The following is a 24,265-nucleotide window of genomic DNA, read 5'->3' on the forward strand; positions in this document are numbered from 1 at the left end:
ATCATCAGCTCCTCACCATCCGGGAACGATGACCTGACGGACGGCCTTGCCCTGGGCGAGCTTGTCCATGAGTTCGTTGATTTCCTCCAGCGGGCTGACCGAGGTAAGGAGCTTTTCCACCGGCATCCGGCCTGCCTTCCACAAGGCGATGTAGCGCGGAATGTCGCGCGCCGGGATGGACGAGCCCATGTAGCTGCCCATCAGCGTCTTGCCCTCGGCGACGAGAGACAAGGCATTGATTTCAAGCATTTCCGTAGGGTTCGGCAGGCCGACCGTGACGATGCGCCCGCCGCGCTTGGCAGCCTTGTAGGCTTGCGCCAGCACGGCTGCCTTGCCCACGGTTTCGATCACCACGTCGGTGCCGAACAGGGGCTGCTCCTCGCCCGGAGCGACGGCGGCAGCGGCGCCGAGTTCGAGCGCGAGCGCGCGCTTTTCCGGCGAAGGATCAACCGCGACGACCGGCTGCGCCCCTGCCGCCAGCGCGCCGAGCAGCGCGGCGAGGCCGACGCCGCCGAGGCCGTAGATCAGCACCGACTCGCCGGGCCGGACCTGCGCCGTGTTCATCACCGCGCCGACGCCAGTGAGGACGGCACAGCCGAACAGGGCTGCGGTCTCGGGCGGAATGTCCTTGTCGATCTTTACCAACGAGCGGCGATCGACCACGGCCTGCGTGGCAAAGGCGGAGACGCCGAGGTGGTGATGGACGCCCACACCGTCACAGGACAGGCGCGAGCCACCCTGCATCAGTTCGCCCTTGCCGTTGGCGGCAGCGGCATTGGCGCAGAGGTAGCCCTGTCCCGAGGCGCAGGCGACGCAGTGTCCGCACGAGGGCAGGAATACCAGCACGACGCGGTCGCCCACTGCCAGCGAGCCGTCGCCCTCATCGCCCAATGCCAGCACCGTAGCGGCGGCCTCATGGCCCAGGGCCATAGGCATCGGGCGCGGCCGGTCACCGTTGATGACCGAGAGGTCGGAATGGCACAGGCCCGCTGCGTCAATCCGCACCAGCACTTCGCCGGGCTTCGGGTCGGCGAGTTCGAGAGTCTTGACCTCGAGCGGCTTGTTCACCGCATAGGGCGCGGGGTTGTTGCCGCTCTGGTTGAGGACGGCGGCGGCGATGCGGCGTGTGGTCATCAGCCGGCCTTGCCCCACTTCTTCTCGAAGGCCCACACGTCCTCGAAGCCGATCAGCGAGCAGAACTCGGAGAAATCGAACAGGCCATCGGGCTGGCCCACGCCGTTGTCCTTGAGATCGCGCAGGACCTTCTCCATCGCAGCCGCAGCGGCGAGGCTGGTGAGCGAGGGGTAGATGGCATAGGCATAGCCGATCTCGGCCAGCACTTCGGCGGGCGGCACCGGCGTCTTGCCGTGGTTTGACATGTTGGCCATGCAGGGCTTGTCGAGCACGGCGCAGGCCTTGCGCATTTCCTCTTCGCTGTGGAGCGCTTCGGGGAAGAGCACGTCGGCCCCGGCCTTCGAATAGGCTTCGAGGCGACGCAGCACGCCATCCAACCCTTCGCTTTCACGCGCATCGGTGCGGGCGATCACGACGAAGTCCTCGCTTTCCCGCGAATCCACGGCGACCTGGATCTTCTCGACCATGTCTTCGGTGGAGATCAGGCGCTTGAACGGCGTGTGGCCGCACTTCTTGGGGAATTCCTGATCCTCGATCTGGATCGCGGTAACGCCCGAGGCTTCGTAGCCCTTCACGGTGTGGTGGACGTTGAGCAGGCCACCGTAGCCGGTATCGCCATCGGCAATGACCGCCGCGTTCGACGTGCGCGCCAGCGTTTCCATGCGGTTGCGCATCTCGGTGTAGGTGGCGATGCCGGCATCGGGCAGGCCCCAGGCCGAGGCGGTGAGCCAGTAGCCGGTGCCATAGACGATGTCGAAGCCGACCTTGTTGGCGATCACCGCGGTGATCATGTCCTGGATGCCGGGGACGACGAAGAACTTTCCGGAGTTCAGCTTCTCGCGGAGGATGGGATTGGCCACTGATCTGGTCCTTATGCGTTGTGTAGGCCCACCCCGCTGCGACTGATCTCACTGCGTTCGATAAGTCTCGCTCCCCTCCCGCCCTTCGACAAGCTCAGGATGAACGGGAGGGGGTGAGGGTGGGCTTCCTGTTATGCGTTTGCCCAGCGCGGAGCCTTGGGAGCGGGGAGGCCGGTTTCGGCAAGGCAGTTGGCGCGCAGGGTTTCGATGTCGGGACCGAAGTTGAACACGCCAAGCTCGCCGCGTTCGGCGCGCATCTTCGCGCGCAGTGCATCGGTGGCAGCGGCATCGACCGCGCCGTCCTTCAGCACCACGCCATAGCGCAGGGCGCCCTTTTCGGTGACGAGGCCTTGCTTGAGTTCGACCGCCAGCAGTTCGGGATCGCGTTCGAGCGGGTCGCCCCAGCCGCCGCCGCCCCAGGTGATGAAGTGGAGGCGATCACCCGGTTCGACCGGATAGTCTTCCAGCTTGTTGCCGACGACGATCTCGGTACCATCGGCCTTGACCAGCACCTTGCGGGCGCGCGCGCCCGGCTCGCCGCCGTTGACGCCCCAGGGCGGCACGAACCAGCGGTCGTCATGGATGGCGATGGTGCCGGCCTCGAGGAACTTGTAGACCATGTCGATGCCGTTGCCGCCACGGTGCAGGCCCGCGCCGCCCGAATCCGGCACGGTCTCATAGCGCTCGATCACCAGCGGGAAGTAGCGCTCGAGGAACTCGTTGGGCACGTTGGTGAAGCCGGGGAACAGCGAGTGGCCGTCGGGGCCATCGCCCAGCGGACGGCCGGGGATGCCGCCGAAGCCGATCTGGAACAGCTGGAACCACTTTCCGGCCTTGTCGGTGCCGGCGTAGAACAGGTGCGGCGAGGAGGAGAAGCCCGCGGCGTTGAGAAATTCCGGTGTCTTCTGGCCGAGCAGCCCGCCGAGAATGTCGAACAGGCGGCCGAGCACGTGGGTGCGGCCCGAGAGCGCGGCGGGGAACTTCGGCTTGAGCAGCGACCCTTCGGGGATGCGCACGTCGATCAGGTCGTAGTAGCCGTCGTTGAACAGGATCTGCGGATCGAAGATCATGATCATGTAGATGCCGAAGAACATGCGCATCATGTTCTCGTTGAGCAGCATGTTGATCGAGGCCTGGCTCTGCGGATCTGTGCCGGCGAAATCGAGCACCACGCGGCCGTCCTCGCGCCACATCGTGCACTTGATCTTGTAGGGGCCATAGCCCAGGCCGTCGTCGCAGATGTAGTCTTCGAAGCTGACCTTGTCTTCGCTGATCGAACTGGCGATCAGCTGCTTCATCGCACGGTGGTTGCGTTCGAGCAGCATCGACGTGGCCGAGGTGAACACGTCGTCGCCGAAACGCTCGGCCATTTCATAGACGCGGCGCGCAGCGACGCGGCACGAGGCGATCAGGGCGTTAAGGTCAGCCTTGCACCAGTCCGGCGTGCGGGTCTGGTGCATGACCAGCTTGATCAGGTCCTCGTTGTATTCGCCCTTCTTCCAGATCTTGACCGGCGGGATGCGCACGCCTTCCTGGAAGATCGAGGTGGCGTGGATCGGCATCGAGCCGGGAACCATGCCGCCGATGTCGGACTGGTGGCCGAACATCGAGGTATAGGCGATCAGGCGGCCATCCTTGAACACGGGGAGCAGCACCAGCCAGTCGTTCGAGTGGCTGATGGCGCCCTGCACCGAGTAGGGGTCGGACAGGAAGATCAGGTCGCCGTCCTCGACGGTGCCGTCATAGCCATCGAGGAACGGGCCGATGTACGATCCGAACTGGCCGACGATCATCTTGCCGGTGTGATCGGCGATGAGCGGGAAGGCGTCGCCCTGCTCGCGGATGCCGGGCGACATCGCGGTGCGGACAAGCGTTGCGTCCATCTCGATGCGCGCATTGCGCAGGGCGTTTTCGATGATGTCGAGCGTGACCGGATCGACGGCAACCGAGTTGAAGGGCGTGGTGTTGGCCTGGATGATCTGTGCGGGCATGTGCTTAGGTCCTCAGGCGAGGTTGATCAGGATGTTGCCGACATGGTCGACGCGGCCGGTGCAGCCGGCTTCGATCAGCGTGGTGGAGTCCATCTCCACGACGATGGCGGGGCCGGGGATCACGTCGCCGGCACGAAGCTTGGCGCGGTCATAGATCACGGCGGGGACCATGGCGCCATCGGCCCACAGTTCATGGTCGCGCACCTTGGCGGCGATCGGATCGCCGTTGCCCACTTCGAGCGGCGGGGCGGGCAGGTCGAGCGCGGGGCCCATGGCGACGGCGCGCAGGTTCACCAGTTCGTGCGCGGAGTCCATGTTGAAGGTGAACAGGCGCTTGTGCTCGGCATCGAAGCGGTCGGTCACGCCCTTCAACCCATCGCGGCGCAGCACTTCGGCGTCGATTGACAGCGGCACTTCGAAGGCCTGGCCTTCATAGCGGATGTCGAGTTCGAACTGGCTGGTGACATCGGCGTCACTGATGCCTTCGGCGGTCAGTTCGGCGCGGGTCTGCGCGGCCATGTCATCAAGCAGGGCGAGAACTTCGGCCTCGTCGGTCTCGTCGATGCGGCGGCTGAACGAGCGGGCGGTTTCGGTGCGCATGCGCGTGGTCGCATCGCCCAGGGCGCAGAGCACGCCGGGGCTGACCGGGGAGATCGCCGGCCACGAGCCCATCAGCTTGGCCACGGCGTTCACATGGAGCGGGCCGGCGCCGCCGAAGCCCATCACCGCGAAGTCGCGCGGGTCATAGCCCTGCTGCACCGAAATCATGCGCAGCGCGCCGAACATGTTCTCGTTGACGATGTCGATGATGCCGCGCGCGGCTTCCATCAGGCCGATGCCAAGCGCGTCGGCGATGGTCTGGACCGCCTTCTTGGCGCCTTCGCGGTCAAGCTTGAAGGTGCCGCCGAGCAGGTTCTCAGGGAGATAGCCAAGCACGACGTTGGCGTCCGTCACGGTCGGCAGGGTGCCGCCCTTGCTGTAGGCGACAGGGCCGGGAACGGCGCCCGCCGACTGCGGGCCGACGCGCAGTGCGCCGGTGAGTTCAGGAACATAGGCGATAGAGCCACCGCCTGCGCCGACGGTCTTCACATCAAGCGCCGAGGCGCGGACCGAGAGGTGGCCGACTTCGGTGGTGCGCTGGCGGCGGGCCTCGAGATTTTCGATCAGGGCCACGTCGGTGGAGGTGCCGCCGACGTCCAGCGTCAGGATGTTCTTGATGCCCGAATTGCGACCAACCCAGATCGCGCCGGTGACGCCGCCTGCAGGACCCGACATGAGCAGCGAGACGGGATGCTCTTCCGACTTTTCCGAGGACATCAACCCGCCGTCCGAACGCAGCAGCGAGAGCGATCCGGCCATGCCGGCGCCGCGCAGGCTATCGCGCAGGTTGTGGATGTACTTGCGCATCACCGGGCGCACCGCGGCGTTGGCAACGGTGGTCAGGGTGCGTTCGTATTCCTGCATTTCGGGCAGGACTTCGTGGCTCAGCGACATCGGGATGCCGGGCATGATCTCTGCCGCGAGTTCGCCGATGCGCTTTTCATGCGCGCCGTTGAGGTAGGCGTTGACGAGGCTGACGGTCAGCGCTTCCACGCCGCTGTCGCGCAGGGCGACGAGGGCTTCGCGCACTTGCGCTTCGTCGAGCGGTTCCAGTTCATTGCCTTGCGCATCCATGCGGCCGCGCACTTCGACAGTGTCCTGCAGGGCCGCCAGCGGCACCGGTTTTCGCCAGACGATCCATCCGGCAAGCCCGCCCGGCACGAACGAGCGGGCGATCTGCATGACCTGGCGATAGCCATCGGTGGTGACGAGGCCGACGCGGGCGCCCTTGCCTTCGAGCACGGCGTTGGTCGCCACGGTGGTCCCGTGGAGGAAGAATTCGACGTCGGACGGGCTGATGCCGGCCTTTTCGCAGATGGCGGTTACGCCGTTCAGAATGCCTTCCGAACTGTCATGCGGGGTCGACGGCGTCTTGTTGCGCCAGAATTCGCCAGTGCTCTGGTTGAACAGCAGGAGGTCGGTGAACGTGCCACCCACGTCCACGCCCAGTCGATAGGTCATGTCTACCCCGATCGCTATTGTCTTGCGGCGGAATCGCCGTCCGTTTGCAGTGGAGCGAGTGCTATTCATATCCTTCGCGCCGGGGGGATTTTCGGACAGAGTTATCCGCCAAGCGGCTTTTCAGCCCGGGAAACGGAGGTCCGGCGAACCGAAAAAATCCGCTGTTCGGATAAGGTTGCTGCTGTCCTGTTCGCTTCGGCCTGCGCGGTGTCGACTGCGCTCCAAACACATTTCGTGGAAGGATTTTGCAATGGCCGCATGGCTGGTGGTGACGGCGAAGCTCAAGGACCGCGATGCTTTCATGGCTTGCGGCTATTCACAGAAGGCGGCGGCCATCCTTGAGCAGCATGGCGGGCGCTATGTGATCCGTGCGCCGGGTGCGACGGTGCTGGAAGGCGAAGGGGCCGAAGGTGCATCGGTGGTCGTTTCGGAATGGCCGAGCCGGGAGGCCGCGCTCGGCTTCTACAACTCGCCCGAATATACCGAGGCCAAGAAGCTGCGCGAAGGGCTGGCGGAGATCAACGTGACGCTGGTTGGCGCATGATGATCGGGCGCACGGGCCTGCTTGCGGTAAGCCTGCTGGCGCTGTGCGGCGTTGCAGCCGAAGCCAGGCCGGGCACGCGCTTCAACGATTGCGGCAGGGATTGCCCCGACATGATCGCGATTGCTCCGGGCACGTTCAGCATGGGCGCGGATGCGGGCGAGGAAAGCCGTCCGGAAGGCCCGGTGCGGCAGGTCACGATCGCGCGACCGTTCGCGCTTGGCGTCACCGAGGTGACCAACGCACAGTATTCGCGCTTCATCGCCGCAACCGGGCGCACGCCGTCCAGGGGCTGCCGCTCGATCGTGGATGGCAAGGTCGAGATCGTGCCGGAGGGCGACTATCTGAACCCTGGGACCGGCGCGGGTGACGGCGCGCCGGACAAGCCGGTTGTGTGCGTTTCGTGGCGCGATGCCACGGCCTATGCCGCGTGGCTTTCGGAGAAGACCGGGCAGAACTATCGCCTGCCTTCGGAAGCGGAATGGGAATATGCCGCGCGCGCCGGAAAGCCCGGCGAATATTACTGGGGCCAGTCCATCGACGACGGATGCACCGAAGCCAACGTCTATGACAAGGACGGGGCAGCGGGCGGCGCGGTGCCGGTGTTCTCGACCGCTGAAGGTGCGGTTGTGGTGCCGCATGCGCAGTGCAGCGATGGCCATGCCGAGGTGGCGCCGGTGGGCAGCTACCGCGCCAATGCCTTCGGCCTGCATGACATGACCGGCAATGTCTGGGAGTGGGTGCAGGACTGCTATTTCGCGCCCTATCCCGCCGATGCGCCGACCGATGGCAGGCCTTACGAAGTCAGCGGCGATTGTCCGCGACGGGCGGTGCGCGGCGGCAGCTGGATGAGCTCGCCCTTCCGCAACCGCACATCGTGGCGCGGGCGCGATCCCGAAGATCTGGTGACGTGGATATTCGGCTTCCGCGTGGCGCGCGATCTGCCGGCGAAGGGCAGGAAATGACGCAGCCGTCCGGCTCGTTGGTCAATCTCAGTCGCCGGCATGTCCTGGCTGGTCTGGGTGTGGGTGCAGGTGGGCTGCTGCTCGGCAGCGCTGGCGCGGCCTGGGCCGCGACGGGGGCGGATGGCACGGACCCTGTGCAGTTCGGGCCGATGCTGGCCATCGCGCCGGACGGGGCGGTGATGGTGGTCGTGCCGACCTCGGAAATGGGGCAGGGCACGCAGGAGGCCTTGGCGCGCATCGTTGCAGAAGAGCTCGACTGCGACTTCGCGCGGCTTGTGGTGCAGCTGCCGTGGGCGGATCCGGCTTTTTCCAATCCTTTCGCGCGTCGCCAGCTAACCGCCAATTCGATGAGCGTGACCGGCTATTACGGGGCCTTGCGCAAGCTTGGCGCGGGCGCTCGGGCAATGTTGCTGCAGGCGGCGGCGGCACGGCTGTCGGTTCCGGTCGAGAGCCTTTCTGCCAAGGCTGGCCGAATTACTGGCGGCGCAAAGGAGCTTTCCTTCGGCGAGGTGGCCGCCGATGCGGCGAGGCTGCCGGTTCCGACCGAGCCAAAGCTCAAGGACCCGGCCAGCTTCGGCGTGATTGGCGGCAAGACCCCGCGCAAGGACCTACGCGCCAAGGTGACCGGAACCGCGACGTTCGGGATCGACGTGGCCGAACCCGGGATGCTGGTCGCCGCGCTGGTGCTCGCGCCCCACCCCGAAGCACGCTTCACGGCCAAGGGGCTGGACGATGCGCGCAAGCTGCCGGGGGTGTTTGCTGCCGCGCCGGTCAAGGGTGGCGTGGCCATTCTGGCAGACCACTTCTGGCGCGCGCACAAGGCGGCGCAGGGCGTATCGCTCGAGGTCAGCGCCAGCCCGATTGCCGGGCTTTCCGACGAAAGCCTGCGCGCCGGGATGCAGGCGGCGTTCGACGCGGTGGAGCCCGCGCCGTTTCCGAACATCGAAGCCGCGGGCTTTCCGCCCAAGCTGCAGCGCGCGGACAAGCCGCAAGTGCTTGCCACTCTGGCCGCAGCGCCGCGCAAGGTGGAAGCGACTTATGAAGTGCCGCATCTGGCCCATGCGACGATGGAGCCGATCTGCTGCTCTGCCAAGCTGACCGGTGATGGCCTGCTGATCCGTGGTCCGTTGCAGGATCCGGCGCTCAGCCGCGATATCGGTGCGAGGCTGACCGGCCTGCCGCTCGACAAGGTGCGTGTCGAGCTGACGTTCCTTGGCGGCGGTTTCGGGCGCAAGTGGGGCACGGACTTCGTCGGCATCGCGGTGCAGGCAGCACAAGCCGCGCCGGGGCGCCTGGTCAAGACCGTGTGGACGCGCGAACAGGACTTCGCGATGGACCAGTTTCGTCCTGCCTTTGCCGTTCGCTCGGTGGCTGGGCTGGACGACAAGGGCCGACCGGTCGCGATCCACAGCCGCATCGCCGGTGAATCCATCGCCGCCTATCATCGCAAGCCTGCAATTCCGGGCTTCGAAGGCATGGCCGATGCCAATTCGGCGGCGCAGCTGATCTATGGCGCCTATGCCGTGCCGCAGAAGCTGATCGAATACCACAAGACCGATCTGGACGTGCCGGTCGGCTTCTGGCGCTCGGTCACGATGTCGCAGAATGCGTTCTTTGCCGAATCCTTCGTGGACGAGCTGGCCTTTGCCGCGGGGCAGGACCAGCTGGCGTTCCGGCTTGCGATGCTCGAAGGCCAGCCCCGCGTCCGTGCCGTGCTGGAAAAGGCGGCGGCGATGATCGGGTGGCAGGCGCGCAAGCCCGGTGCGGGCAAGAAAGCCGGAAAAGGGCGCGGCATTGCCTTCAGCTATTCCGACAACAGCTTCTGCGCGATTGCGGCAGAAGTGACGGTGAAGGGCAAGACGCTGACGATAGACCGGATGGCCTGCGCCTTCGATTGCGGGCTGATGATCGATCCGGTCAGCACCGAGGGGCAGATTTCGGGCGGCATCGTGTTCGGCCTGCAGGCGGCGCTGTGGGGGGAAGTGCACTTCGAGGGCGGCCGCCCGACGGCCGAGAACTTCGGCGATTACCGCATGCCGCTGCTGGCCGACATTCCGCCGATCGACGTGGCGCTGATCCCCGGCGGCACGCGGCCGGGGCCGGTGGGTGAAGCGTCGACTCCGGTGGTCGCGCCCGCGCTGTGCAATGCCATCGCCGACGCCGGGGGGCCGCGCATCCGCGCCCTGCCCATCGCGCGCACGCTGGAAATCTGAGGGGCATCGGCATGGTCAAACTTACCGTAAACGGCGCGGAGCGCGATTGCCCGGCCGATCCCGATACCCCGCTGCTCTGGGCCCTGCGCGAGGATCTGGGGCTGACCGGCACCAAGTTCGGCTGCGGCGTGGGTGCCTGCGGGGCTTGCACGGTGCACGTCGATGGGGAGGCTGTGCGCAGTTGCCAGATGCCGATCTTCGAGGTTGGCGCTGGCAGCAAGGTGACGACCATTGAGGCATTGAGCCCGGCGCAGGCGGACAAGCTGCATCCCGTGCAGCAGGCCTGGGTCGAGGCGCAGGTGCCGCAATGCGGTTATTGCCAGCCCGGGATGATCATGGCGGTGGCGGCGCTGCTCGCCCGCGATCCCGATCCCAGTGAAGCGACGATCCGCGAACAGATTACCAATATCTGCCGTTGCGGCACATATCCGCGTATAGTTGCCGCGGTGAGGCAGGCTGCCGCCGCGGCGCGCGCATGAATACAGGAAGCACCATGAACTCTCGCAAACCCCTGCCGAGAACGCCCAACCGGCTCGACCCGATCGATGGCGCGCGGCCGATGGACGAACAGCTGCTGGCGATGATCGTCGGCCTCACTTCGGAAGTGACGATCCTGCGCGCGCGCCTTGACGCGGCGGAGCGGCTGCTGGAAGCGGCAGGCGCGCTCGCGCCCGGTGCGATTGACGGGTACGAGCCCGATGCCGCCGCCGAAGCTGCGCGCGAGAGCTATCGCAAGGCCACGCTCGACAAGGTTTTCCGCCCCTTGCGCGAGGCGGCGCTGGCCGAAATTACCGCCACCACGACCATGGGAGATGCAGCATGACCAGGCAATTGTCCGAAGACCGCGCCGGCCTTGCTCATCCGCTGATCGCGGTGCCGAGCCATGACGAACTGGCCGAACAGCTGTTCGTGCGCGATCTCAAGCTTTACGTCATGCAGCAGATCGAGCCGGTGCAGGGCCAGATTGCCGCGCGCGAGGCTGCGGCGCTGAAGGGCGCAGAAGGCAACGGCACCGCCGCGCTGCGCAAGCGCATGGCCGAGCATGAAAGCTTCGGCACCTGGCTCGCCATGAAGCGCGAGAGCCAGCGCCAGCTGTGGCACGGCGTGGCGCGCAGCGTCGAACGCCAGGCCGAAGAGCTTGAGGAACTGGCGCGGATCGAAAACCCGAAAGGATCGGTGCGGACCAACCCGGACTTCGTCGAGCCGGACTATATCGCGCGTGGCGACATTCACCTGATGCCCGGCGGCAATGCCCATGATGATGGCTCGTTGCTGCAGGGCGCGGTGATGGACCGGGGCGGCGCGGTCTACATGCTCGGCCGCAACGGCGGGATGCTCAACGACCTGCGCGGGCAGACGGCGATGGCCCACGTGCTGACCCGCTTCCCCGATTTCGCGCCACAGCGCATTCTCGACATGGGTTGCGGCATCGGCACCAGCACCGTGCCCGCCGCGCTGTGCTTCCCGGAAGCGGAAGTGCATGGCATCGACGTTGGCGCTTCGATCCTGCGCTATGCCCACGCGCGGGCCGAACATCTTGGCGCTGCCGTCCACTTCTCGCAGCAGAGCGCGGAAAAGACCGACTTTGCCGATGGCAGCTTCGATCTCGTGTTCTCCTGCGTGGTGTTCCACGAAACCTCGCAGGCGGCTAGCATGGCGATCGTGGCGGAAAGCCGCCGCCTGCTGCGGCCCGGCGGGCTGGCGGTCCACCTCGAGGTGCCGCTGCTGCACGACAATTCCGATCCGTGGGTAGAGCTTTCGGGCGAGCTGGAAGCGCAGTTCAACAACGAGCCCAACTGGCGCGGCGCGCTGACGACCGATTACCGCGCGCTGTTCGAAGCGGCAGGGTTCAAGGACGTGGAAATCGGCTATCAGGCAACCAGTCCGGCTGCGCGCAGCGGGCCGTTCCGCTTCGGGCCGGAAAGCGAAGGCGTGTTCCGTTCGTGGTTCGTCGCCTCGGGCGTCGCCTGAAGGCCGCTCAGGGCGCTTTCAGGTAATCGATGATCGCGCTGATCTCGGCAGGTGACAGGCCTTCGGCCATGTCCTGCATCTTGCCGCTGGCCAGCGCGTTGACGATGTAGGCGCGGTCCATCGCGGCGAGCGCGGTGCGGGCGGGCGCGCCGGTTCCTGCCTGTTCGTGGCAACTGGCACAGCGGGCGGCGAAGAGGGCAAGCCCCGCAGAAGTGCTGGACCTTGTCGGCTGGTAGTCCGCAAAGGATCGCCCCGATCCGCCACGCAGCCCGAAAGCCTGCAACCTGTCCGTGCCGACGATGACCATGCCCTGCACCACCGCAGGTTCGTTGTACTTGCCGGTGGGATGAAGCGCCTGGCCGCTGTTCCACAAGGGCTTGAGCGTCAGCGCATCGAAGGCGCGGAGCAGGGCGCCCGGCGCATCGGGCAGGAATACGTTGGCACTGCGCGGCATGTTGACATCCAGCACCCAGACGATGCCGTTGCGCCCGCCATGGCTTGAGACAACCGGCGATCCGGGGTTCTGGAATGTGACGGTCGTCTCCTGCGCATCGCGCACCAGCCACGCCGGTTTGCCGGGTGATAGCACGATGGCGAGCCTGACGAGGCCGGGCGGCACGTTGGTGCCGAAATCGGCGCCGGTCTTGGAACCGCCTGCGAAGTACAGGAACTCGCGTCCGTCGGCGGCGCCGAAACGGGCGGGCGTGGCGCGGCTCTTGGCCGAATTCACCATGCCGATGCTGTCGGAATAGGGGCCGAACACCACCACCGGGCCGCGCGTGCCAAGTTCGGGCTGCGGGTCTGGCGCCAGCAGCGAACCGTCGCTGGCGGGATCGGTGCTGCACGCATGGCGCCGCGTGGTGTTGCCGGGCAGGCGGCTGCGATCGAGCAGGTAGGCAACGCCCTGCTTGCCCGCACCTTGCGCCAGCAGATGCGGCGTGGCGGTGCGGCGCGGGTCGAGTTCGATCGCCACGGCTCCGCCCGAGGCTATGTCGATATCGGCCGCGGCGGTCTGGCAATAGTTGAAGGGGGAGTAGGTGCCGGTCAGCTTCAGGCCGGTGCGAGGATCGTCGGTTAACTGCAGGATCGACTGCCCCCAGGCACCGTCGCTTTCGGGATAGACGCCGGCAATCCCGCGCTTGGCGAGCGCCGAGGCGAAGCTGGCCCCGGTGACGACATGGATGCGCCCTTGCGCGTCGATCGTCGCGCCGCTCGCGCCCCACATCCCGCCCTGCTGCATGTCGCTGCGCGGCATCGAGGAGAAGGCGCTGGCAATCGCGGGTTTGCGGGTGTTGACCGAAACGAGGAAGCCCTGCTGATCCGGGCCGAAGGTGATGTAAAGCCTTGCGCCATCGGCAGAGAGGTTGAGCGCGCCGCGCTGGAAATAGATCTGGCCGGGCTCGAAGCGGGTGGTGCCGTTGCGGTTCACGCTGGCGGGCACGTTGCGGTGGCTGATCTCCAGCGGCCAGCCTTGCGCCTCTTCGCCGGTCGCAAGATCCAGCGCGTGGACGTCCCATGCCCAGTCATCGCGGCAAGAGGTGACGTAGATGCGCCCCGCAGCCCTGTCGATTACCGGGGTGGAGATGCTGCCCATCTCGCCATTCTGGCAGGGGTTGGCCGTCAACTGCCTGCGCCACAGGATCGTCCCAGCAGAGAGGCTGCCCCGGTCGGCGGCAAGTATGGCATAGGCAAAACCGGTGGAGGCAACGGCATAAGCCACTGGCACTGATTGCCCGGCAAGAGGGCCACTGCGCAGCTTCACGCCGGCAAGGTAAAGGGGGGAGGCGAACAGCCGGGGCGGGGCATTGCCTGCGGAATCGAACACCGGCGATTGCCAGATCTGGCCGAAGGCGCCCCCAGCAACCGTTTCGGGCGTCAGCACCGTTTCGGCCCGGTTCCAGCCTTCGCGTGCGGCGTTGCCGTGGAAGGTCGTCTTGTCGCCAAGCGCGGTCTGGCCTGCAAGGGTCGGCGCGGCAAGGGCGAGGCTGGCAGTGAGCAGGAGGGGGATCTTGCGCATGGTCACAGTCTGTCCCGAGCCTGCGAAGTCTGCGCATCCAAGCGCCGCTTCGCCGACTGGCGGATAGGCGCGCCGCGTGCGGTGATCCGCGCGAGCAAGCGCGCAGGATCGCGCCCATGATAAGCAGGCGCGATCTTGGCATTCTGACGGGCAGCGCAATGGCGCTGGCGGGCTCGGCAAAGGGTGCTGCGGCAACCCCGAGTCTCGGCAACGCCATCCGTCCCGGCAGTTTCCCCGGTTTCTGGGACGCCGAAGGAGACGTGCGCCGCGCCGGTGGCATGCTGCACTGGCGCTCCGCTGGCAGCGCGTCGCAGCGTCCGCCCCTTGTCCTGCTCCACATGCTCGGCGGATGGAGCGACGATTGGCGCATGGTGGCAAGGCCGCTCGCCGCCGCGCGCCGCGTGATCGCGTTCGATCTGCCGGGGCATGGCCTTTCGGCATGGCAAGGCGTGCCGCCCGAAGTGCAGACGGTAGAGGAAACGGCGGCCCTGATTGCCGGGGCGATGACAGAACTGGGCCTCGGGCAGGTCGATCTGGCCGGAACTTCGCTCGGCGGCTGCGTGGCCGTGGCGCTGGCGGCGGGCATGCCCGAACGGGTGCGGCGGCTTGTCCTGCCGTCCTGTGCCCTGGGCAAGGGGCGCTCATGGGACGACATTCGCGCCAAGGAAGCGGACCAGTTGCGCGGCGGCATGTTCAACGCTGCGGGCGATCCCCTGCCGGGTGGGCCGGAAGCGCTGGTCAAGGTCTTCGGCGTGCGCGATGCCGCGCGCATTTCGGCCGAGCAGAACGCCAGTCGCCAGCAAGCCGGGCGCTGGATCAGGCCGCAGGAGCGGGGGGTGGCCCTGACCGACTTTTCCCGCCTGATGGCCCGGATCACCGCGCCGACGCTGTTGCTCTACGGCGAGAACGACACGTTCTTTCCGTCCTATCGTCCCATCGCCGAGGCAGCCTTGCGCCATTCGCAGACGGTGGTTCTGCCGCAAGCCAGCGGTCTGCCGGTACTTGACGATGCGGTCGCAACTGCCGGAGCGATCCGGCAATTCGTCGACGCCTGACGCTGGCTGAATTTATTGTCCTATCATTGATACAAATCAAGCCGTCACGGCGGCGCCCGTGTCAGGTTCCGAATCGTCGAGGCCGCAAGAGCGCATCGCTCAGCCGCCAGACGCACCGCAACCGAGGAGGGCTTATGAAGGACAAGATACCGCCACCCTATACCGCCTTGCAGCGTCATCCGATGATGCCGCAAGCCAGCCATGACGAGGCTGCGCGGTTCAACTTCCTCACGCTGTTCAATCGCTATCTTTCGGGCGAGATCGGACGCGGCAATCGCATTGCCTATGAAACGCGCGTCCTGCCGGCGTTCAAGGTCATCCACGGGCGTGAACCGGAGAACCGCGAGGAGATCCGCATCGCGATGAACCAGGACCCGTTCCACCGCATGTGGTCTGCGCTCAAGCGCAATTCGATGGAAATGCGCCAGCAGAATGGGCGCCAGATTGTGCTGCGCCAGCTCGATGAACTGGATGCCAAGGCCAAGGCCTTCAACGAAGCGTCGGGCCTGCTGGAACTGGACCCGAGCGTGGAACAGCCGATCTACGCCACCTGCGTCGATATTCATTGCCAGCCCGGTGGCTATCACGGTGGCGAGCGCGAAGGCGACGTGACCGTGGGCGCCAACTATGACGTCGGCCTGTTCGCCACGACCGGCGGCGCGCTCGGCAGCCTCAACAATGGCGGTGGCCGGGCCGTGGTCGGCTGGGTCAAGGCCAACCGGCCCGATTGGCAACCCAAGCGCATTCTCGACGTGGGCTGCACCGTTGGCCACAACGCGGTGCCCTTTGCCGAGGGCTTTCCCGACGCCGAAGTGATCGCGATAGACACCGCGGCGGCATCGCTGCGCTATGGCGCGGCGCGGGCGGCGGGGCTGGGCGTGAAGAACATCCGCTTCGTGCAGGCCAGTGGCGAGGACCTTTCGCGGTTCCCCGACAACCATTTCGACTGGGTGCAGACGACGATGTTCCTGCACGAGCTTTCGGCGGAATCGATGCCGAAGATCCTGTCCGAGTGCCGTCGCGTGCTCAAGCCGGGTGGGTTGCTGCTCCATGTCGAACAGCCGCAGTACGGTCCGGACATGCCGCTTTACGAGCAGTTCATCCGCGACTGGGACGCCTACAACAACAACGAACCGTTCTGGTCGGCCATGCATGGCGTCGATCTGAAAGCGGTGATGGAAGAGGCCGGATTCCCGATGGACCACCAGTTTGTAACCGGTGTGCGAGCAGTTCCCGACAAATCCCTGTTCCCGGCATCGCCCGATGGGGAAGAGGAGGATTACGGACGCGCTGCCATCTGGAATGCCTACGGGGCCTGGAAGCCTCAAGTAACCAGCGGAGCAGAAAAGGAGATTTCGGCATGACGCAGGAAATCGACTGGATCGCGCGTTCGGGCGCTCGCGCCAAGGGCGGAAGGCCGGCCTTCTTCGACGAGATGGCCCTCGACCGCCTTTACTCGCTGGCGTTGTCGCTGACGGCTGAACTGGCCGCCACGCGGGAGCGTCTGGATACTGTTGAACGGCTGCTGGAGGCGCAAGGCTCCCTCAGCCGGGATGCCATCGAAAACTTCAAGCCGGACATGGGTGCCGGCGAGGAACGAGGCATCGCCATGAGGGCATATATTGCCCGCGTCATGCGCGGCTTCCAGCAGGAAGTCGAAGCCATGGAGAACCCCGATCCGCCAGTCACCGACTGGGTGGAGCGGCTCTCCCGAGGCTGACGCGCAGTGGCTTAGTGGCGGCTTCCACATCAAAGGGGAAAGTCGTTGATCGAAGAAGTACTGGTACTGCGCTGGGTCCACATCGTCTCCATGGTCTATTGGCTGGGCGGCGAATGGGGTGTCTTCCAGACAAGCTTTAACATCATCAATCGCAAGCTCTCGATGGAGGAGCGCCGGCGGCACATGGAAACCGCCTATCGCATCGACATCCTGGCGCGCACCGGTATCATCATGCTGCTGCCGCTGGGGCTGCATATGGGCAATATCTATGGCCTGCAGCCTTACGGCGGCAGCTTCCTCACGGCGATGTGGGTGTTCGTGGCGGGCTGGCTTGCTCTCTGCTGGTCGGCCTTCATCTACCGCGAGACCGATCGCGGCGTGATGCTGACCAAGCTGGACGAGAAGATCCGCTGGGTGCTGATTCCGACGATCTTCGTGGTCGGCATCTCCTCGCTGCTGGGCCATGGCCCGCTCGAGGCCGGCGAAGGTTCGCGCTGGTACGCCACGAAACTGACGCTCTATGGCTTCACCCTGTGCATCGGCCTTGGCCTGCGCTGGATCATGCGCCTGTGGACGGTCCGCTTCCGCCGCCTGGCCGAAGGTCCGAACCCGGCCGAGGAAGCCGCCCTGGAGCGTGAGTTCCTGTACGGCCGCCTGATGGCCTACGTGTACTGGATCACGATCTCGGGCATCTGCTTCCTGGGAACGGTCAAGCCGTTCTGATCGGGGCAGGGTTTGCGAAAAGGGAGGGGCGGCCTGTTCGGGCCGCCCTTTCTATTTGGGCGCGGCGTCCTCGCGTGCCAGCTGGGCGTCGAGTAGCGCGACGTACCTGTCGGCCATGGCCTTGCAGGCATTCGATGAGCGCATGGGATCTGGCACGATGCCAGCCCGCCTTTCCGCCGCGCGCACGTCCGCTCCCGAATGCTCGGCATGGTTGGACAGGAGCACGTCGCAAGGCTCGTTGCGGAGCATGGCAATGCTGCGGCGGAACGCGCCCACAAGGTCCGGATGGTCCCGATAGCGATAGGTCCCGGCGGTCAGGGAATTGAGACTTGCCGCGAAGAACACGCGCGCGCATCCCATCCCGGATGGGCAAGCCTGCCATGACCAGCCCATCGATCCCGGCGTGTGCCCCGGCATGGCGCGGGCAGTGATGGTGACGGTCCCGAAGCGGAGGCGCTGGCCGTCCTTGACCACGGTGACGGTTTTCACCGGCGCGTAGGCAAGCAGGCTGGCGCGCTGCGGATCTTCATCGCCGCTAATGCCGTGGCGCAGGGCGAAGGCAGTCGAGGCCGAGGCAAAGACCCGCGCGCCGCTCTCACGCACCACCGCGGCGATGGCCCCGGCGTGGTCGTAATGCGGCTCTGTCACCAGCAGCCATTTCACCTGATCGATCCGGTAGCCAAGTTCGGCCAGATGGGCGCGCAGCACCGGCAAGCCTTCCGGCAGTCCGGCGTCGATCAGGACGAGGCCCTTACCGGTATCGATCACCGCCTGCTTGACGCGCTTCGGCCCGACATAGCCCAGCCCCGGAAAAACACGCAGCGGCGCGTCCGGCTCAAGCCAGCGCGCCGCGTCGGGGCCGGTGATGGGCCGTGTCAGCGGATCGTCCCCGCCTGTCGCCCCGATCAGGAGCGCCGCGGCGAGGACGAGCGCTGTGTGGCGCATCAGTTACGGTATTCTTCCTGCTTCAAGGTCAGCAATTTGCGCGGATCACGAGCGCCTTCGGGATTGACGCGGGCAAGCATCGCCACCCAGTCCTTGGGCATGTTGGCATAGTCGGTCTCCTTGCGACCAACGCTGCGCAGGCACTGCGTGCCCATGCCGGCGGGCATCTTCCACCAGCGGGCATAGTCGGAAAGGTCGGTGCCGTAACCGGTCGCGCTGGCGCAGTGAACACGCGGGTCCAGCGCTTCCCTTGCCGGACTGGTGATCATCGTCATGTCGTTGAGGCGGCGCGGCGAAAGGCCCGGCGTCTCGGTATCGGCGGCGGTGTGCTGCTGGAAGGTGATCTGGTCACCCATGTGATAGAACAGCTCGGGCACGTGCTCGGCCTTGAGCGTGGTGTTGCCGATCTTGCCATCGAAGATCAGGTCATTGGCCGCGCTGTAGCGCACCGTGGTCGGCCCGACGGGGACGAAGGGAACATCCACCATTTCGCCCGTCAGCGGATTGCGCAACTGGTCCGAACGCTCGTTGGTGCCGGGCGCGGTACGGAAGCCCAATTCATAGGACGTCAGCTCCATGCTGCCGTCTGCCAGCGGATTGACCTTCATCACCGCGCCGAACACCAGTTCGCACAAGGGCGTCAGCTTCGCGCCCTGCTGGGCATAGTTGCGGCCACGGAACCACCAGTAGACGATGCCGGGATCGGTGCGCAGGCGCATGCGGCGGATCATGGCGATGCGCGCGGCGGGATCGGTGGGGATGCCTTCCTCGCGGATCAGCGATGCGCCAAGCGCGGGCGCTGCGCCAAGCAGGCCGGAACTGGCCAAGGCCACGCCGGTCAGCCCGGCCCCGCCCAGCATGGTGCGGCGGCTGAGGAGGAACGTCTCGTCGCTGCTGTCGAAATCGGTCATCGGCATTTCCCCACGAATGGCCTTGTTTCAGGCGGTTTCCTGTCAGGCGGTTTCTACGGCACCCTGGCCGATCAGCTCGTCGATGCGCTGCGCCGGGTAGCCAAGCTCTTTCAGGATCGCGTGCGCATCGGCGCCGGGCTGGGGCAGGGCGACGCTGCCACCGGGACGCTTGCCGCCCATTTCGAGCGGGATCGTCGGCAACCGGGTCAGCTTGCCGCTGTCGAGCGTGACATCCTCAAGCCCGCCCGAGGCCAGTTGCGGATCGTCGAACATGTCTTCGGGACGACCGATCGGCGCGAACGGCAGGCCGGTGCCTTCCAGCTTCGCAACGATCTCGGCGCGGGTCATCGACGCCATGAGGGCGCGGATCTGCGGCAGGATGCGGTCACGGGCAAGCACGCGCTCGTTGTTGGTGCGGATCGCCTCGTCGGCCCAGAGGTCATCGAGTGCGAAGAGTGCGCAGAACTTCTCCCACAGGCTGTCGGAGACGACGCCGATGAAGACCGGCTCGTCTTTCGTCTCGAACACATCGTAGATCGCCCAGGCCGAGATGCGCGCAGGCATCGGCGCGGCGGCCTTTCCGGTGACGGCGAACTGCGCCATGTGCTGGCCGACGAGGTAGACCGTGGTTTCGAACAGGCTGGCGACGACCTTCTGGCCCTTGCCGGTGCGGTGGCGTTCTTCCAGCGCGGCGAGGATGCCGATCACGCCGAACATGCCGCCGGTCACGTCGACCACGCTCGATCCTGCGCGCAAGGGGCGCCCCGGAGGGCCGGTCATATAGGCAAGGCCGCCCATCATCTGCGCCACTTCATCCAGCGCGGTGCGGTCCTCGTAAGGGCCGGGCAGGAAACCCTTTTCGGAACAGTAGATCAGGCGCGGATTGATGGCGGAAAGCGCTTCGAACGAAAGGCCGAGCCGGTCCAGTGCGCCGGGGCGGAAATTCTCCACCAGCACATCGGCGCTTGCGCAAAGGTCACGCGCCACCGCTTTGCCCTCGGCAGACTTGAGATCGAGGCAGATCGAACGCTTGCCGCGATTGTACATCGGGAAATAGCCCGCGCCCGAACCCAGCAGGCGGCGCGTGCGGTCCCCGCCGATGGGCTCGATGCGGATCACTTCTGCGCCGAGCCCGGCAAGGATGTGGCCCACCGTCGGCCCCATGACCATGTGGGTGAATTCGATCACCTTGATCCCCGCCAACGGGGTCGGGCCGGTCTGTTGGCTACCAGTATCTTCAGGCGCGGCGGTCAACGGGCAATCCTTTCGGCGTAATCGAGCATCGGGCCAGCATCGGGAGTGAAGCCGTAGAGCGGCTCATTGGGCAGCGCCTCGGCCAGAATGCTCCGCACAGCGAGCAGCTTTTCAAGGTCGATGCCGGTCTCCAGCCCCATGGAATTGAGCATCAGCACGAGGTCTTCGGTCACGAGATTGCCCGAAGCGCCCGGCGCATAAGGACAGCCGCCAAGCCCGCCCAGCGAGGAATCGAGCGTGGTGATGCCCTCATCCAGACCCGCCAGCGCATTGGCGAGGCCCAGCCCGCGGGTGTTGTGGAGGTGGAGCGTGGTCAGCTTGTCGGAGCCCACCGCTGCCTTGACCTTGCGCACCAGGCGGCGGACCTGCGCCGGATCGGCATAGCCGGTGGTGTCCGACAGGCTGAATTCCTGCGCACCCGCTTCGGCAGCGGCAACGGCGAGGCGCACGACCTGATCCTCGGGCACCGCGCCTTCGATGGTGCAGCCGAACGCGGTGGAAAGGCCCACGGCGAAGTGAACGCCGCCTTCGCGGGCGATGCGGGCAACCTCGGCGATTTCAGCCAGCATCGCAGGATGATCCTTGCGGACGTTGCGCTGCGAATGGGTCTCGCTCATCGAGAACGGGATCGACATGCCGTGAACGCCCGCCTCCACCGCCCGCGCCGCACCCTTGGCATTGGGGACGAGCGCGACGACGTTCAGCCCGGCGATCCCGCGCGCAAAGCTGACGATCTCGGCGGTGTCGGCCATCTGCGGCAGCAGGCTCGGCGGCACGAAGCTGCCCACTTCAATCTCGCGCACCCCGGCGGCGGCTTCGGCGGCGATCCACGCCTTCTTGGCCGCGGTCGGCAGCACGGCCTTGATCGATTGCAGGCCGTCGCGCGGGCCGACTTCGGAAACGAGTATCTGGGTCATTCAGCTTTTCCGGCGTAGATCCATGGACGGCGGGCGCGGTCGGCTGCGGTCCATGCGTCGATTTCGGGGAGGGACTTGAGCGTCAGCGCGATGGCGTCGAGCCCTTCGAGCAGCATCTGGCGCGGTTCATCCTCGATGGTGAAGGCGTGGGGCTTGCCGTCAGCCGTCACGGTCTGCGTCATCAGGTCCACATCGACCGTCTGCCACCCCAAGCTATCGACCACGGCGCGGTCCAGCGTGACCGGCAGGATGCCGTTGCGGATGCAGTTGCCGCGGAAGATCGGCGCGAAGCTTTCCGCGATGACGCAGCGGATGCCATATTCGACAAGCGCCCACACGGCGTGTTCGCGGCTAGATCCGCAGCCGAAGTTCGCCCCGCCGAGCAGGATCTGCGCCCCATTTGCCTGCGGCTGGTTGAGCGGGAAGGCGGGATCGGGCGTGCGCGCCACGGCATCGGTATAGCGCCACGGCGCAAACAGGCCATCGACAAGGCCGGTGCGCCCGGTGCTCTTCATCTCGCGGCTGGGGATGATCGCATCGGTATCGACATTGTCGCGCAGCAGCGGGACGGCGACCGACGAAAGCGTTGTGAACGGAGTCATCGCGCCAGCTCCCGAGGATCGGCAATCGCGCCCGCAATCGCACTGGCCGCGACCGTTTCCGGGCTGGCGATGTGGGTGCGGATGCCCGGCCCCTGGCGGCCTTCGAAATTGCGGTTGGTGCTGCTGATCGTGCGGCTGCCTTCGGGGAAGCTCTCGCCGCCCGCATAGAAGCACAGCGAACAGCCGCTGGCGCGCCATTCGAAGCCTGCCGCGGTGAATACCTTGTCCAGCCCTTCGGCTTCGGCCGCGCGCTTGACGGCAGAACTGCCGGGGACGACCAGCGCCTTCCTGATGCCGGGCGCGATGTGCTTGCCGCGCAGCAGGTCTGCCGCCCGCCGCAAGTCTGAAAGGCGCGCGTTGGTGCAAGATCCGATGAACGCCGCATCAATCGGCGTGCCGAGCAGGGCCTGGCCCGCCTCCAGCCCGATATAGGCATGGGCGCGGTCCGGTCCCTTGGGCACGGTGCCGGTCACTGGCATGCTGTGCTCGGGGCTGGTGCCCCAGCTGATCATCGGCGCAATCGTCGCAGCGTCGATCACGATCTCGCGATCGAACGTCGCGCCTTCGTCCGTGGTCAGCGTGGCCCAGTATGGCGCATCGAAGCTGGCGGGGGCGTGGCGGCGACCGGCAAGGTAGGCGTAAGTCTTGGCGTCCGGCGCAATGATCGCGGTCATGGCCGAAAACTCGGTTGCCATGTTGCACAAGGTCATGCGGCCTTCGATGTCGAGCGCGGTCACTGCCTCGCCCGCAAACTCCACCACATGGCCCGCGCCGCCGCCTGCGCCGTAAGCCGCCAGCAGATGCAGCGCCATGTCCTTGGGCGTGACGCCGGGGGCGAGCGCGCCGCTGAAGGTGACGCGCATGGTGCGGGGCCGGTCGAGCCGAAGCACGCCCGTCGCCATTGCATGCTCGGCCTCGGACGAACCGATGCCCCAGGCGAAGGCACCAAGCGCGCCTTGCGTGCAGGTATGGCTATCGGGCGCAACCAGCGTCGCACCCGGAAGGACGATGCCAAGTTCCGGCGAGATGACGTGGGTTATGCCCTGATCCGGGTCGTTCACGTCAAACAGGGTAATGCCCGCAGCCTGCGCCGCGGCGCGCGTCTCGGTGATGAAGGCACTGCCGCCCGGCATAAGCGTATCGTCACCCCGGCCGATGCGGGTATCGACGATATGGTCCATCACCGCGAACACCCGCGCCGGATCGCGCACCGGGCGACCGCTCGCCGCCATGGACTTGAGCGCCGAAGCGCCGGTGCGCTCGTGCAGGAACACGCGGTCAATCGCGATCAGGTGCGCAGCCCCGGCGGTCTGCGCCACATGGTGCGCATCCCAGATCTTCTCGAACAGGGTCTTGGGGCCAGCGGTCATCGGTCAGCCAGATCGACCACGACTTTGCCCATCGACTTGCCTGAAAGCAGCCGCTCGATACCGTCGTAGATGCCCTCGACGCCAAGGTTGCGCTGGCTGTCGAAGGTCACGCGCAGCAAGCCGCGCGCGTAAAGGTCGAACAACCGCTTGCGGGCATCGTCCCAGTAGGGCGTGAGCAACCCGTTCATGAAGCCGCGCACCGATGCGCCCTTGTAGTAGATGGCGTGGGCAATGCGCGGGGCGGTGACGATCTCGGGCTTGCCTTCAAGGTCTGCCGCTGCGCCGCCGACGACGAGACGGCCATGGTTGGCAAGGTTGGCAAGGAAGGCATCGAAGATCGTGCCGCTGACGGTATCGACGGCAACGTCGATCCCGCGCGGGTATTCCGCCGCCAGCACGGCGCCGACGTCTTCCGAACGGTAGTCGATCACGCGCTCGGCCCCGAGCGATGACACGAACGCGCACTTTTCCGGCCCGCCCGCCACGCCGATCACGCGGCAGCCTTTCAGCACGGCAAGCTGCACCAGCAAGTGGCCAAGGCCGCCCGCCGCCGCCGAAATCGCCACCGTCTCGCCAGTCTTCACTTCGCCGATCTGCTCAAGCGCGACCATTGCCGAAACGCCGGTGGAGGCCAGCGCCAGATGCTCGCGCGTCGCTGCCGGGGCCGGCGCAAAGCTGGTGACCGGGCCGGTGTTCTGTTCGCGATAGCCGCCGGTGAAGCGCACGGTCACGGCAGCATCGCCCACGGCATAGGCCGTCACGCCTTCACCCACCGCCTCGACCACGCCGATGGCTTCGACGCCGGTGAAGGTCGGCAGGGCGATCTTGACGTAGTCGACCGCGTTGCGGGCAATCTGGGTGTCGAAGATCGCGTTGACGCCGCAGTGCAGGTTGCGCACCCGGATCTCTCCGCGCGAAGGCGCCGCAACCGGAAGCTCGACGATGTCCGCGCCTTCGCGGAAGGACGGCGCGATCCGTTCGAGCCGGATCGCGCGATAGGTCTGCTCAGCCATCG

At 66.3% G+C, this 24,265-nt stretch carries 22 protein-coding genes; 10 read left to right on the forward strand and 12 right to left on the reverse strand.

The genetic code is table 11. The features are described from left to right. Positions 1 to 12: 12 nt before the first annotated feature. From ACZ1JY_RS16300 to ACZ1JY_RS16315, 4 genes are all read right to left on the reverse strand, one after another. A complete protein-coding gene (locus ACZ1JY_RS16300; protein WP_465131320.1) occupies positions 13 to 1,134 on the reverse strand; it encodes a zinc-binding dehydrogenase in 1,122 nt (373 codons plus the stop codon). Further along, entirely contained in the window at positions 1,134 to 1,994 is an 861-nt protein-coding gene (locus tag ACZ1JY_RS16305) for an isocitrate lyase/phosphoenolpyruvate mutase family protein (protein WP_168904818.1), read from the reverse strand. The genes ACZ1JY_RS16300 and ACZ1JY_RS16305 overlap by 1 nt, the downstream gene beginning before the upstream one ends. Positions 1,995 to 2,125: 131 nt before the next feature. Then, positions 2,126 to 3,985 (reverse strand): hydantoinase B/oxoprolinase family protein, encoded by a 1,860-nt coding sequence (locus tag ACZ1JY_RS16310; protein WP_465131321.1) that lies wholly within the window; start codon positions 3,983 to 3,985, stop codon positions 2,126 to 2,128. A 12-nt stretch (positions 3,986 to 3,997) separates the two neighbouring features. Continuing rightward, the gene (locus ACZ1JY_RS16315; RefSeq protein WP_465131322.1) at positions 3,998 to 6,046 is read right to left on the reverse strand and encodes a hydantoinase/oxoprolinase family protein; all 2,049 of its coding nucleotides are present in this window, start codon (positions 6,044 to 6,046) and stop codon (positions 3,998 to 4,000) included. A gap of 250 nt (positions 6,047 to 6,296) precedes the next feature. Between ACZ1JY_RS16315 and ACZ1JY_RS16320 the strand changes: the two genes are divergently transcribed. Genes ACZ1JY_RS16320 through ACZ1JY_RS16345 form a run of 6 tightly spaced genes read left to right on the forward strand, consistent with a single transcriptional unit; the run spans position 6,297 to position 11,736 of the window. Next, positions 6,297 to 6,590 carry a DUF1330 domain-containing protein gene (locus ACZ1JY_RS16320; protein WP_465131323.1) on the forward strand — a complete coding sequence of 98 codons (294 nt, stop codon included), beginning with the start codon at positions 6,297 to 6,299 and terminating at the stop codon, positions 6,588 to 6,590. Further along, positions 6,590 to 7,552, forward strand: coding sequence for a formylglycine-generating enzyme family protein (locus ACZ1JY_RS16325; protein ID WP_465131324.1), 963 nt, complete (start codon positions 6,590 to 6,592; stop codon positions 7,550 to 7,552). The genes ACZ1JY_RS16320 and ACZ1JY_RS16325 overlap by 1 nt, the downstream gene beginning before the upstream one ends. Beyond that, positions 7,549 to 9,765: a xanthine dehydrogenase family protein molybdopterin-binding subunit gene (locus ACZ1JY_RS16330; protein WP_465131325.1), complete on the forward strand. Its 2,217-nt coding sequence runs from the start codon at positions 7,549 to 7,551 to the stop codon at positions 9,763 to 9,765. The genes ACZ1JY_RS16325 and ACZ1JY_RS16330 overlap by 4 nt, the downstream gene beginning before the upstream one ends. 11 nt (positions 9,766 to 9,776) lie before the next feature. Beyond that, positions 9,777 to 10,244, forward strand: coding sequence for a (2Fe-2S)-binding protein (locus ACZ1JY_RS16335; RefSeq protein ID WP_465131326.1), 468 nt, complete (start codon positions 9,777 to 9,779; stop codon positions 10,242 to 10,244). Between the two features lie 14 nt (positions 10,245 to 10,258). After that, a complete protein-coding gene (locus ACZ1JY_RS16340; RefSeq protein WP_465131327.1) occupies positions 10,259 to 10,588 on the forward strand; it encodes a hypothetical protein in 330 nt (109 codons plus the stop codon). Continuing rightward, positions 10,585 to 11,736 carry a class I SAM-dependent methyltransferase gene (locus ACZ1JY_RS16345; RefSeq protein WP_465131328.1) on the forward strand — a complete coding sequence of 384 codons (1,152 nt, stop codon included), beginning with the start codon at positions 10,585 to 10,587 and terminating at the stop codon, positions 11,734 to 11,736. Before ACZ1JY_RS16340 ends, ACZ1JY_RS16345 begins: the two co-directional genes overlap by 4 nt. Before the next feature lie 7 nt (positions 11,737 to 11,743). Here ACZ1JY_RS16345 and ACZ1JY_RS16350 read toward each other — a convergent pair whose 3' ends face one another. Then, positions 11,744 to 13,753, reverse strand: coding sequence for a c-type cytochrome (locus ACZ1JY_RS16350; protein WP_465131329.1), 2,010 nt, complete (start codon positions 13,751 to 13,753; stop codon positions 11,744 to 11,746). 116 nt (positions 13,754 to 13,869) lie between these two features. On the opposite strand from ACZ1JY_RS16350, the gene ACZ1JY_RS16355 reads away from it, so the two are divergent. The 4 genes from ACZ1JY_RS16355 (at position 13,870) to ACZ1JY_RS16370 (ending at position 17,251) form a co-directional block, all read left to right on the forward strand. Beyond that, positions 13,870 to 14,808, forward strand: coding sequence for an alpha/beta fold hydrolase (locus tag ACZ1JY_RS16355; protein WP_465131330.1), 939 nt, complete (start codon positions 13,870 to 13,872; stop codon positions 14,806 to 14,808). 134 nt (positions 14,809 to 14,942) lie between these two features. Further along, positions 14,943 to 16,172, forward strand: a complete 1,230-nt coding sequence (locus ACZ1JY_RS16360) for a class I SAM-dependent methyltransferase (protein WP_465131331.1) — start codon at positions 14,943 to 14,945, stop codon at positions 16,170 to 16,172. Next, positions 16,169 to 16,528: a hypothetical protein gene (locus ACZ1JY_RS16365; RefSeq protein ID WP_168904830.1), complete on the forward strand. Its 360-nt coding sequence runs from the start codon at positions 16,169 to 16,171 to the stop codon at positions 16,526 to 16,528. Before ACZ1JY_RS16360 ends, ACZ1JY_RS16365 begins: the two co-directional genes overlap by 4 nt. 45 nt (positions 16,529 to 16,573) lie before the next feature. After that, positions 16,574 to 17,251 (forward strand): hypothetical protein, encoded by a 678-nt coding sequence (locus tag ACZ1JY_RS16370; protein WP_206065746.1) that lies wholly within the window; start codon positions 16,574 to 16,576, stop codon positions 17,249 to 17,251. A 51-nt stretch (positions 17,252 to 17,302) separates the two neighbouring features. On the opposite strand, the gene ACZ1JY_RS16375 is transcribed toward ACZ1JY_RS16370, so the two are convergent. The 7 genes from ACZ1JY_RS16375 to ACZ1JY_RS16405 all read right to left on the reverse strand — a co-directional run bounded on the left by ACZ1JY_RS16375 (position 17,303) and on the right by ACZ1JY_RS16405 (position 24,263). Then, positions 17,303 to 18,196 (reverse strand): MBL fold metallo-hydrolase, encoded by an 894-nt coding sequence (locus tag ACZ1JY_RS16375; protein WP_465131332.1) that lies wholly within the window; start codon positions 18,194 to 18,196, stop codon positions 17,303 to 17,305. Beyond that, positions 18,196 to 19,107, reverse strand: coding sequence for a DUF1838 family protein (locus tag ACZ1JY_RS16380; protein WP_465131333.1), 912 nt, complete (start codon positions 19,105 to 19,107; stop codon positions 18,196 to 18,198). Before ACZ1JY_RS16380 ends, ACZ1JY_RS16375 begins: the two co-directional genes overlap by 1 nt. Positions 19,108 to 19,149: 42 nt before the next feature. Continuing rightward, positions 19,150 to 20,277 (reverse strand): CaiB/BaiF CoA transferase family protein, encoded by a 1,128-nt coding sequence (locus tag ACZ1JY_RS16385; RefSeq protein ID WP_465131557.1) that lies wholly within the window; start codon positions 20,275 to 20,277, stop codon positions 19,150 to 19,152. 80 nt (positions 20,278 to 20,357) lie between these two features. Further along, the gene (locus tag ACZ1JY_RS16390) at positions 20,358 to 21,278 is read right to left on the reverse strand and encodes a hydroxymethylglutaryl-CoA lyase (RefSeq protein ID WP_465131334.1); all 921 of its coding nucleotides are present in this window, start codon (positions 21,276 to 21,278) and stop codon (positions 20,358 to 20,360) included. Further along, positions 21,275 to 21,880 carry a 3-isopropylmalate dehydratase small subunit gene (leuD, locus tag ACZ1JY_RS16395; protein WP_465131335.1) on the reverse strand — a complete coding sequence of 202 codons (606 nt, stop codon included), beginning with the start codon at positions 21,878 to 21,880 and terminating at the stop codon, positions 21,275 to 21,277. The genes ACZ1JY_RS16390 and leuD overlap by 4 nt, the downstream gene beginning before the upstream one ends. Continuing rightward, entirely contained in the window at positions 21,877 to 23,250 is a 1,374-nt protein-coding gene (locus ACZ1JY_RS16400; protein WP_465131336.1) for a 3-isopropylmalate dehydratase large subunit, read from the reverse strand. The genes leuD and ACZ1JY_RS16400 overlap by 4 nt, the downstream gene beginning before the upstream one ends. Further along, complete coding sequence (locus ACZ1JY_RS16405) at positions 23,247 to 24,263, reverse strand: zinc-binding dehydrogenase (protein ID WP_465131337.1); 1,017 nt, start codon at positions 24,261 to 24,263, stop codon at positions 23,247 to 23,249. The genes ACZ1JY_RS16400 and ACZ1JY_RS16405 overlap by 4 nt, the downstream gene beginning before the upstream one ends. Between the last annotated feature and the right edge of the window lie 2 nt (positions 24,264 to 24,265).

The organism is Novosphingobium sp. BL-A-41-Hi4B-X5A (genome assembly GCF_055521705.1).

Bases quoted from the DNA above. Each gene is read 5' to 3' on its own strand.
- ACZ1JY_RS16385 (WP_465131557.1), bottom strand. From the start codon at position 20,277: ATGGTCATGGGGCCGACGGTGGGCCACATCCTTGCCGGGCTCGGCGCA.
- ACZ1JY_RS16365 (WP_168904830.1), top strand. From the start codon at position 16,169: ATGACGCAGGAAATCGACTGGATCGCGCGTTCGGGCGCTCGCGCCAAG.
- ACZ1JY_RS16325 (WP_465131324.1), top strand. From the start codon at position 6,590: ATGATCGGGCGCACGGGCCTGCTTGCGGTAAGCCTGCTGGCGCTGTGC.
- ACZ1JY_RS16315 (WP_465131322.1), bottom strand. From the start codon at position 6,046: ATGACCTATCGACTGGGCGTGGACGTGGGTGGCACGTTCACCGACCTC.
- ACZ1JY_RS16320 (WP_465131323.1), top strand. From the start codon at position 6,297: ATGGCCGCATGGCTGGTGGTGACGGCGAAGCTCAAGGACCGCGATGCT.
- ACZ1JY_RS16330 (WP_465131325.1), top strand. From the start codon at position 7,549: ATGACGCAGCCGTCCGGCTCGTTGGTCAATCTCAGTCGCCGGCATGTC.
- ACZ1JY_RS16340 (WP_465131327.1), top strand. From the start codon at position 10,259: ATGAACTCTCGCAAACCCCTGCCGAGAACGCCCAACCGGCTCGACCCG.
- leuD (WP_465131335.1), bottom strand. From the start codon at position 21,880: ATGACTCCGTTCACAACGCTTTCGTCGGTCGCCGTCCCGCTGCTGCGC.
- ACZ1JY_RS16355 (WP_465131330.1), top strand. From the start codon at position 13,870: ATGATAAGCAGGCGCGATCTTGGCATTCTGACGGGCAGCGCAATGGCG.
- ACZ1JY_RS16380 (WP_465131333.1), bottom strand. From the start codon at position 19,107: ATGACCGATTTCGACAGCAGCGACGAGACGTTCCTCCTCAGCCGCCGC.
- ACZ1JY_RS16300 (WP_465131320.1), bottom strand. From the start codon at position 1,134: ATGACCACACGCCGCATCGCCGCCGCCGTCCTCAACCAGAGCGGCAAC.
- ACZ1JY_RS16360 (WP_465131331.1), top strand. From the start codon at position 14,943: ATGAAGGACAAGATACCGCCACCCTATACCGCCTTGCAGCGTCATCCG.
- ACZ1JY_RS16375 (WP_465131332.1), bottom strand. From the start codon at position 18,196: ATGCGCCACACAGCGCTCGTCCTCGCCGCGGCGCTCCTGATCGGGGCG.
- ACZ1JY_RS16335 (WP_465131326.1), top strand. From the start codon at position 9,777: ATGGTCAAACTTACCGTAAACGGCGCGGAGCGCGATTGCCCGGCCGAT.
- ACZ1JY_RS16400 (WP_465131336.1), bottom strand. From the start codon at position 23,250: ATGACCGCTGGCCCCAAGACCCTGTTCGAGAAGATCTGGGATGCGCAC.
- ACZ1JY_RS16405 (WP_465131337.1), bottom strand. From the start codon at position 24,263: ATGGCTGAGCAGACCTATCGCGCGATCCGGCTCGAACGGATCGCGCCG.
- ACZ1JY_RS16310 (WP_465131321.1), bottom strand. From the start codon at position 3,985: ATGCCCGCACAGATCATCCAGGCCAACACCACGCCCTTCAACTCGGTT.
- ACZ1JY_RS16345 (WP_465131328.1), top strand. From the start codon at position 10,585: ATGACCAGGCAATTGTCCGAAGACCGCGCCGGCCTTGCTCATCCGCTG.
- ACZ1JY_RS16390 (WP_465131334.1), bottom strand. From the start codon at position 21,278: ATGACCCAGATACTCGTTTCCGAAGTCGGCCCGCGCGACGGCCTGCAA.
- ACZ1JY_RS16350 (WP_465131329.1), bottom strand. From the start codon at position 13,753: ATGCGCAAGATCCCCCTCCTGCTCACTGCCAGCCTCGCCCTTGCCGCG.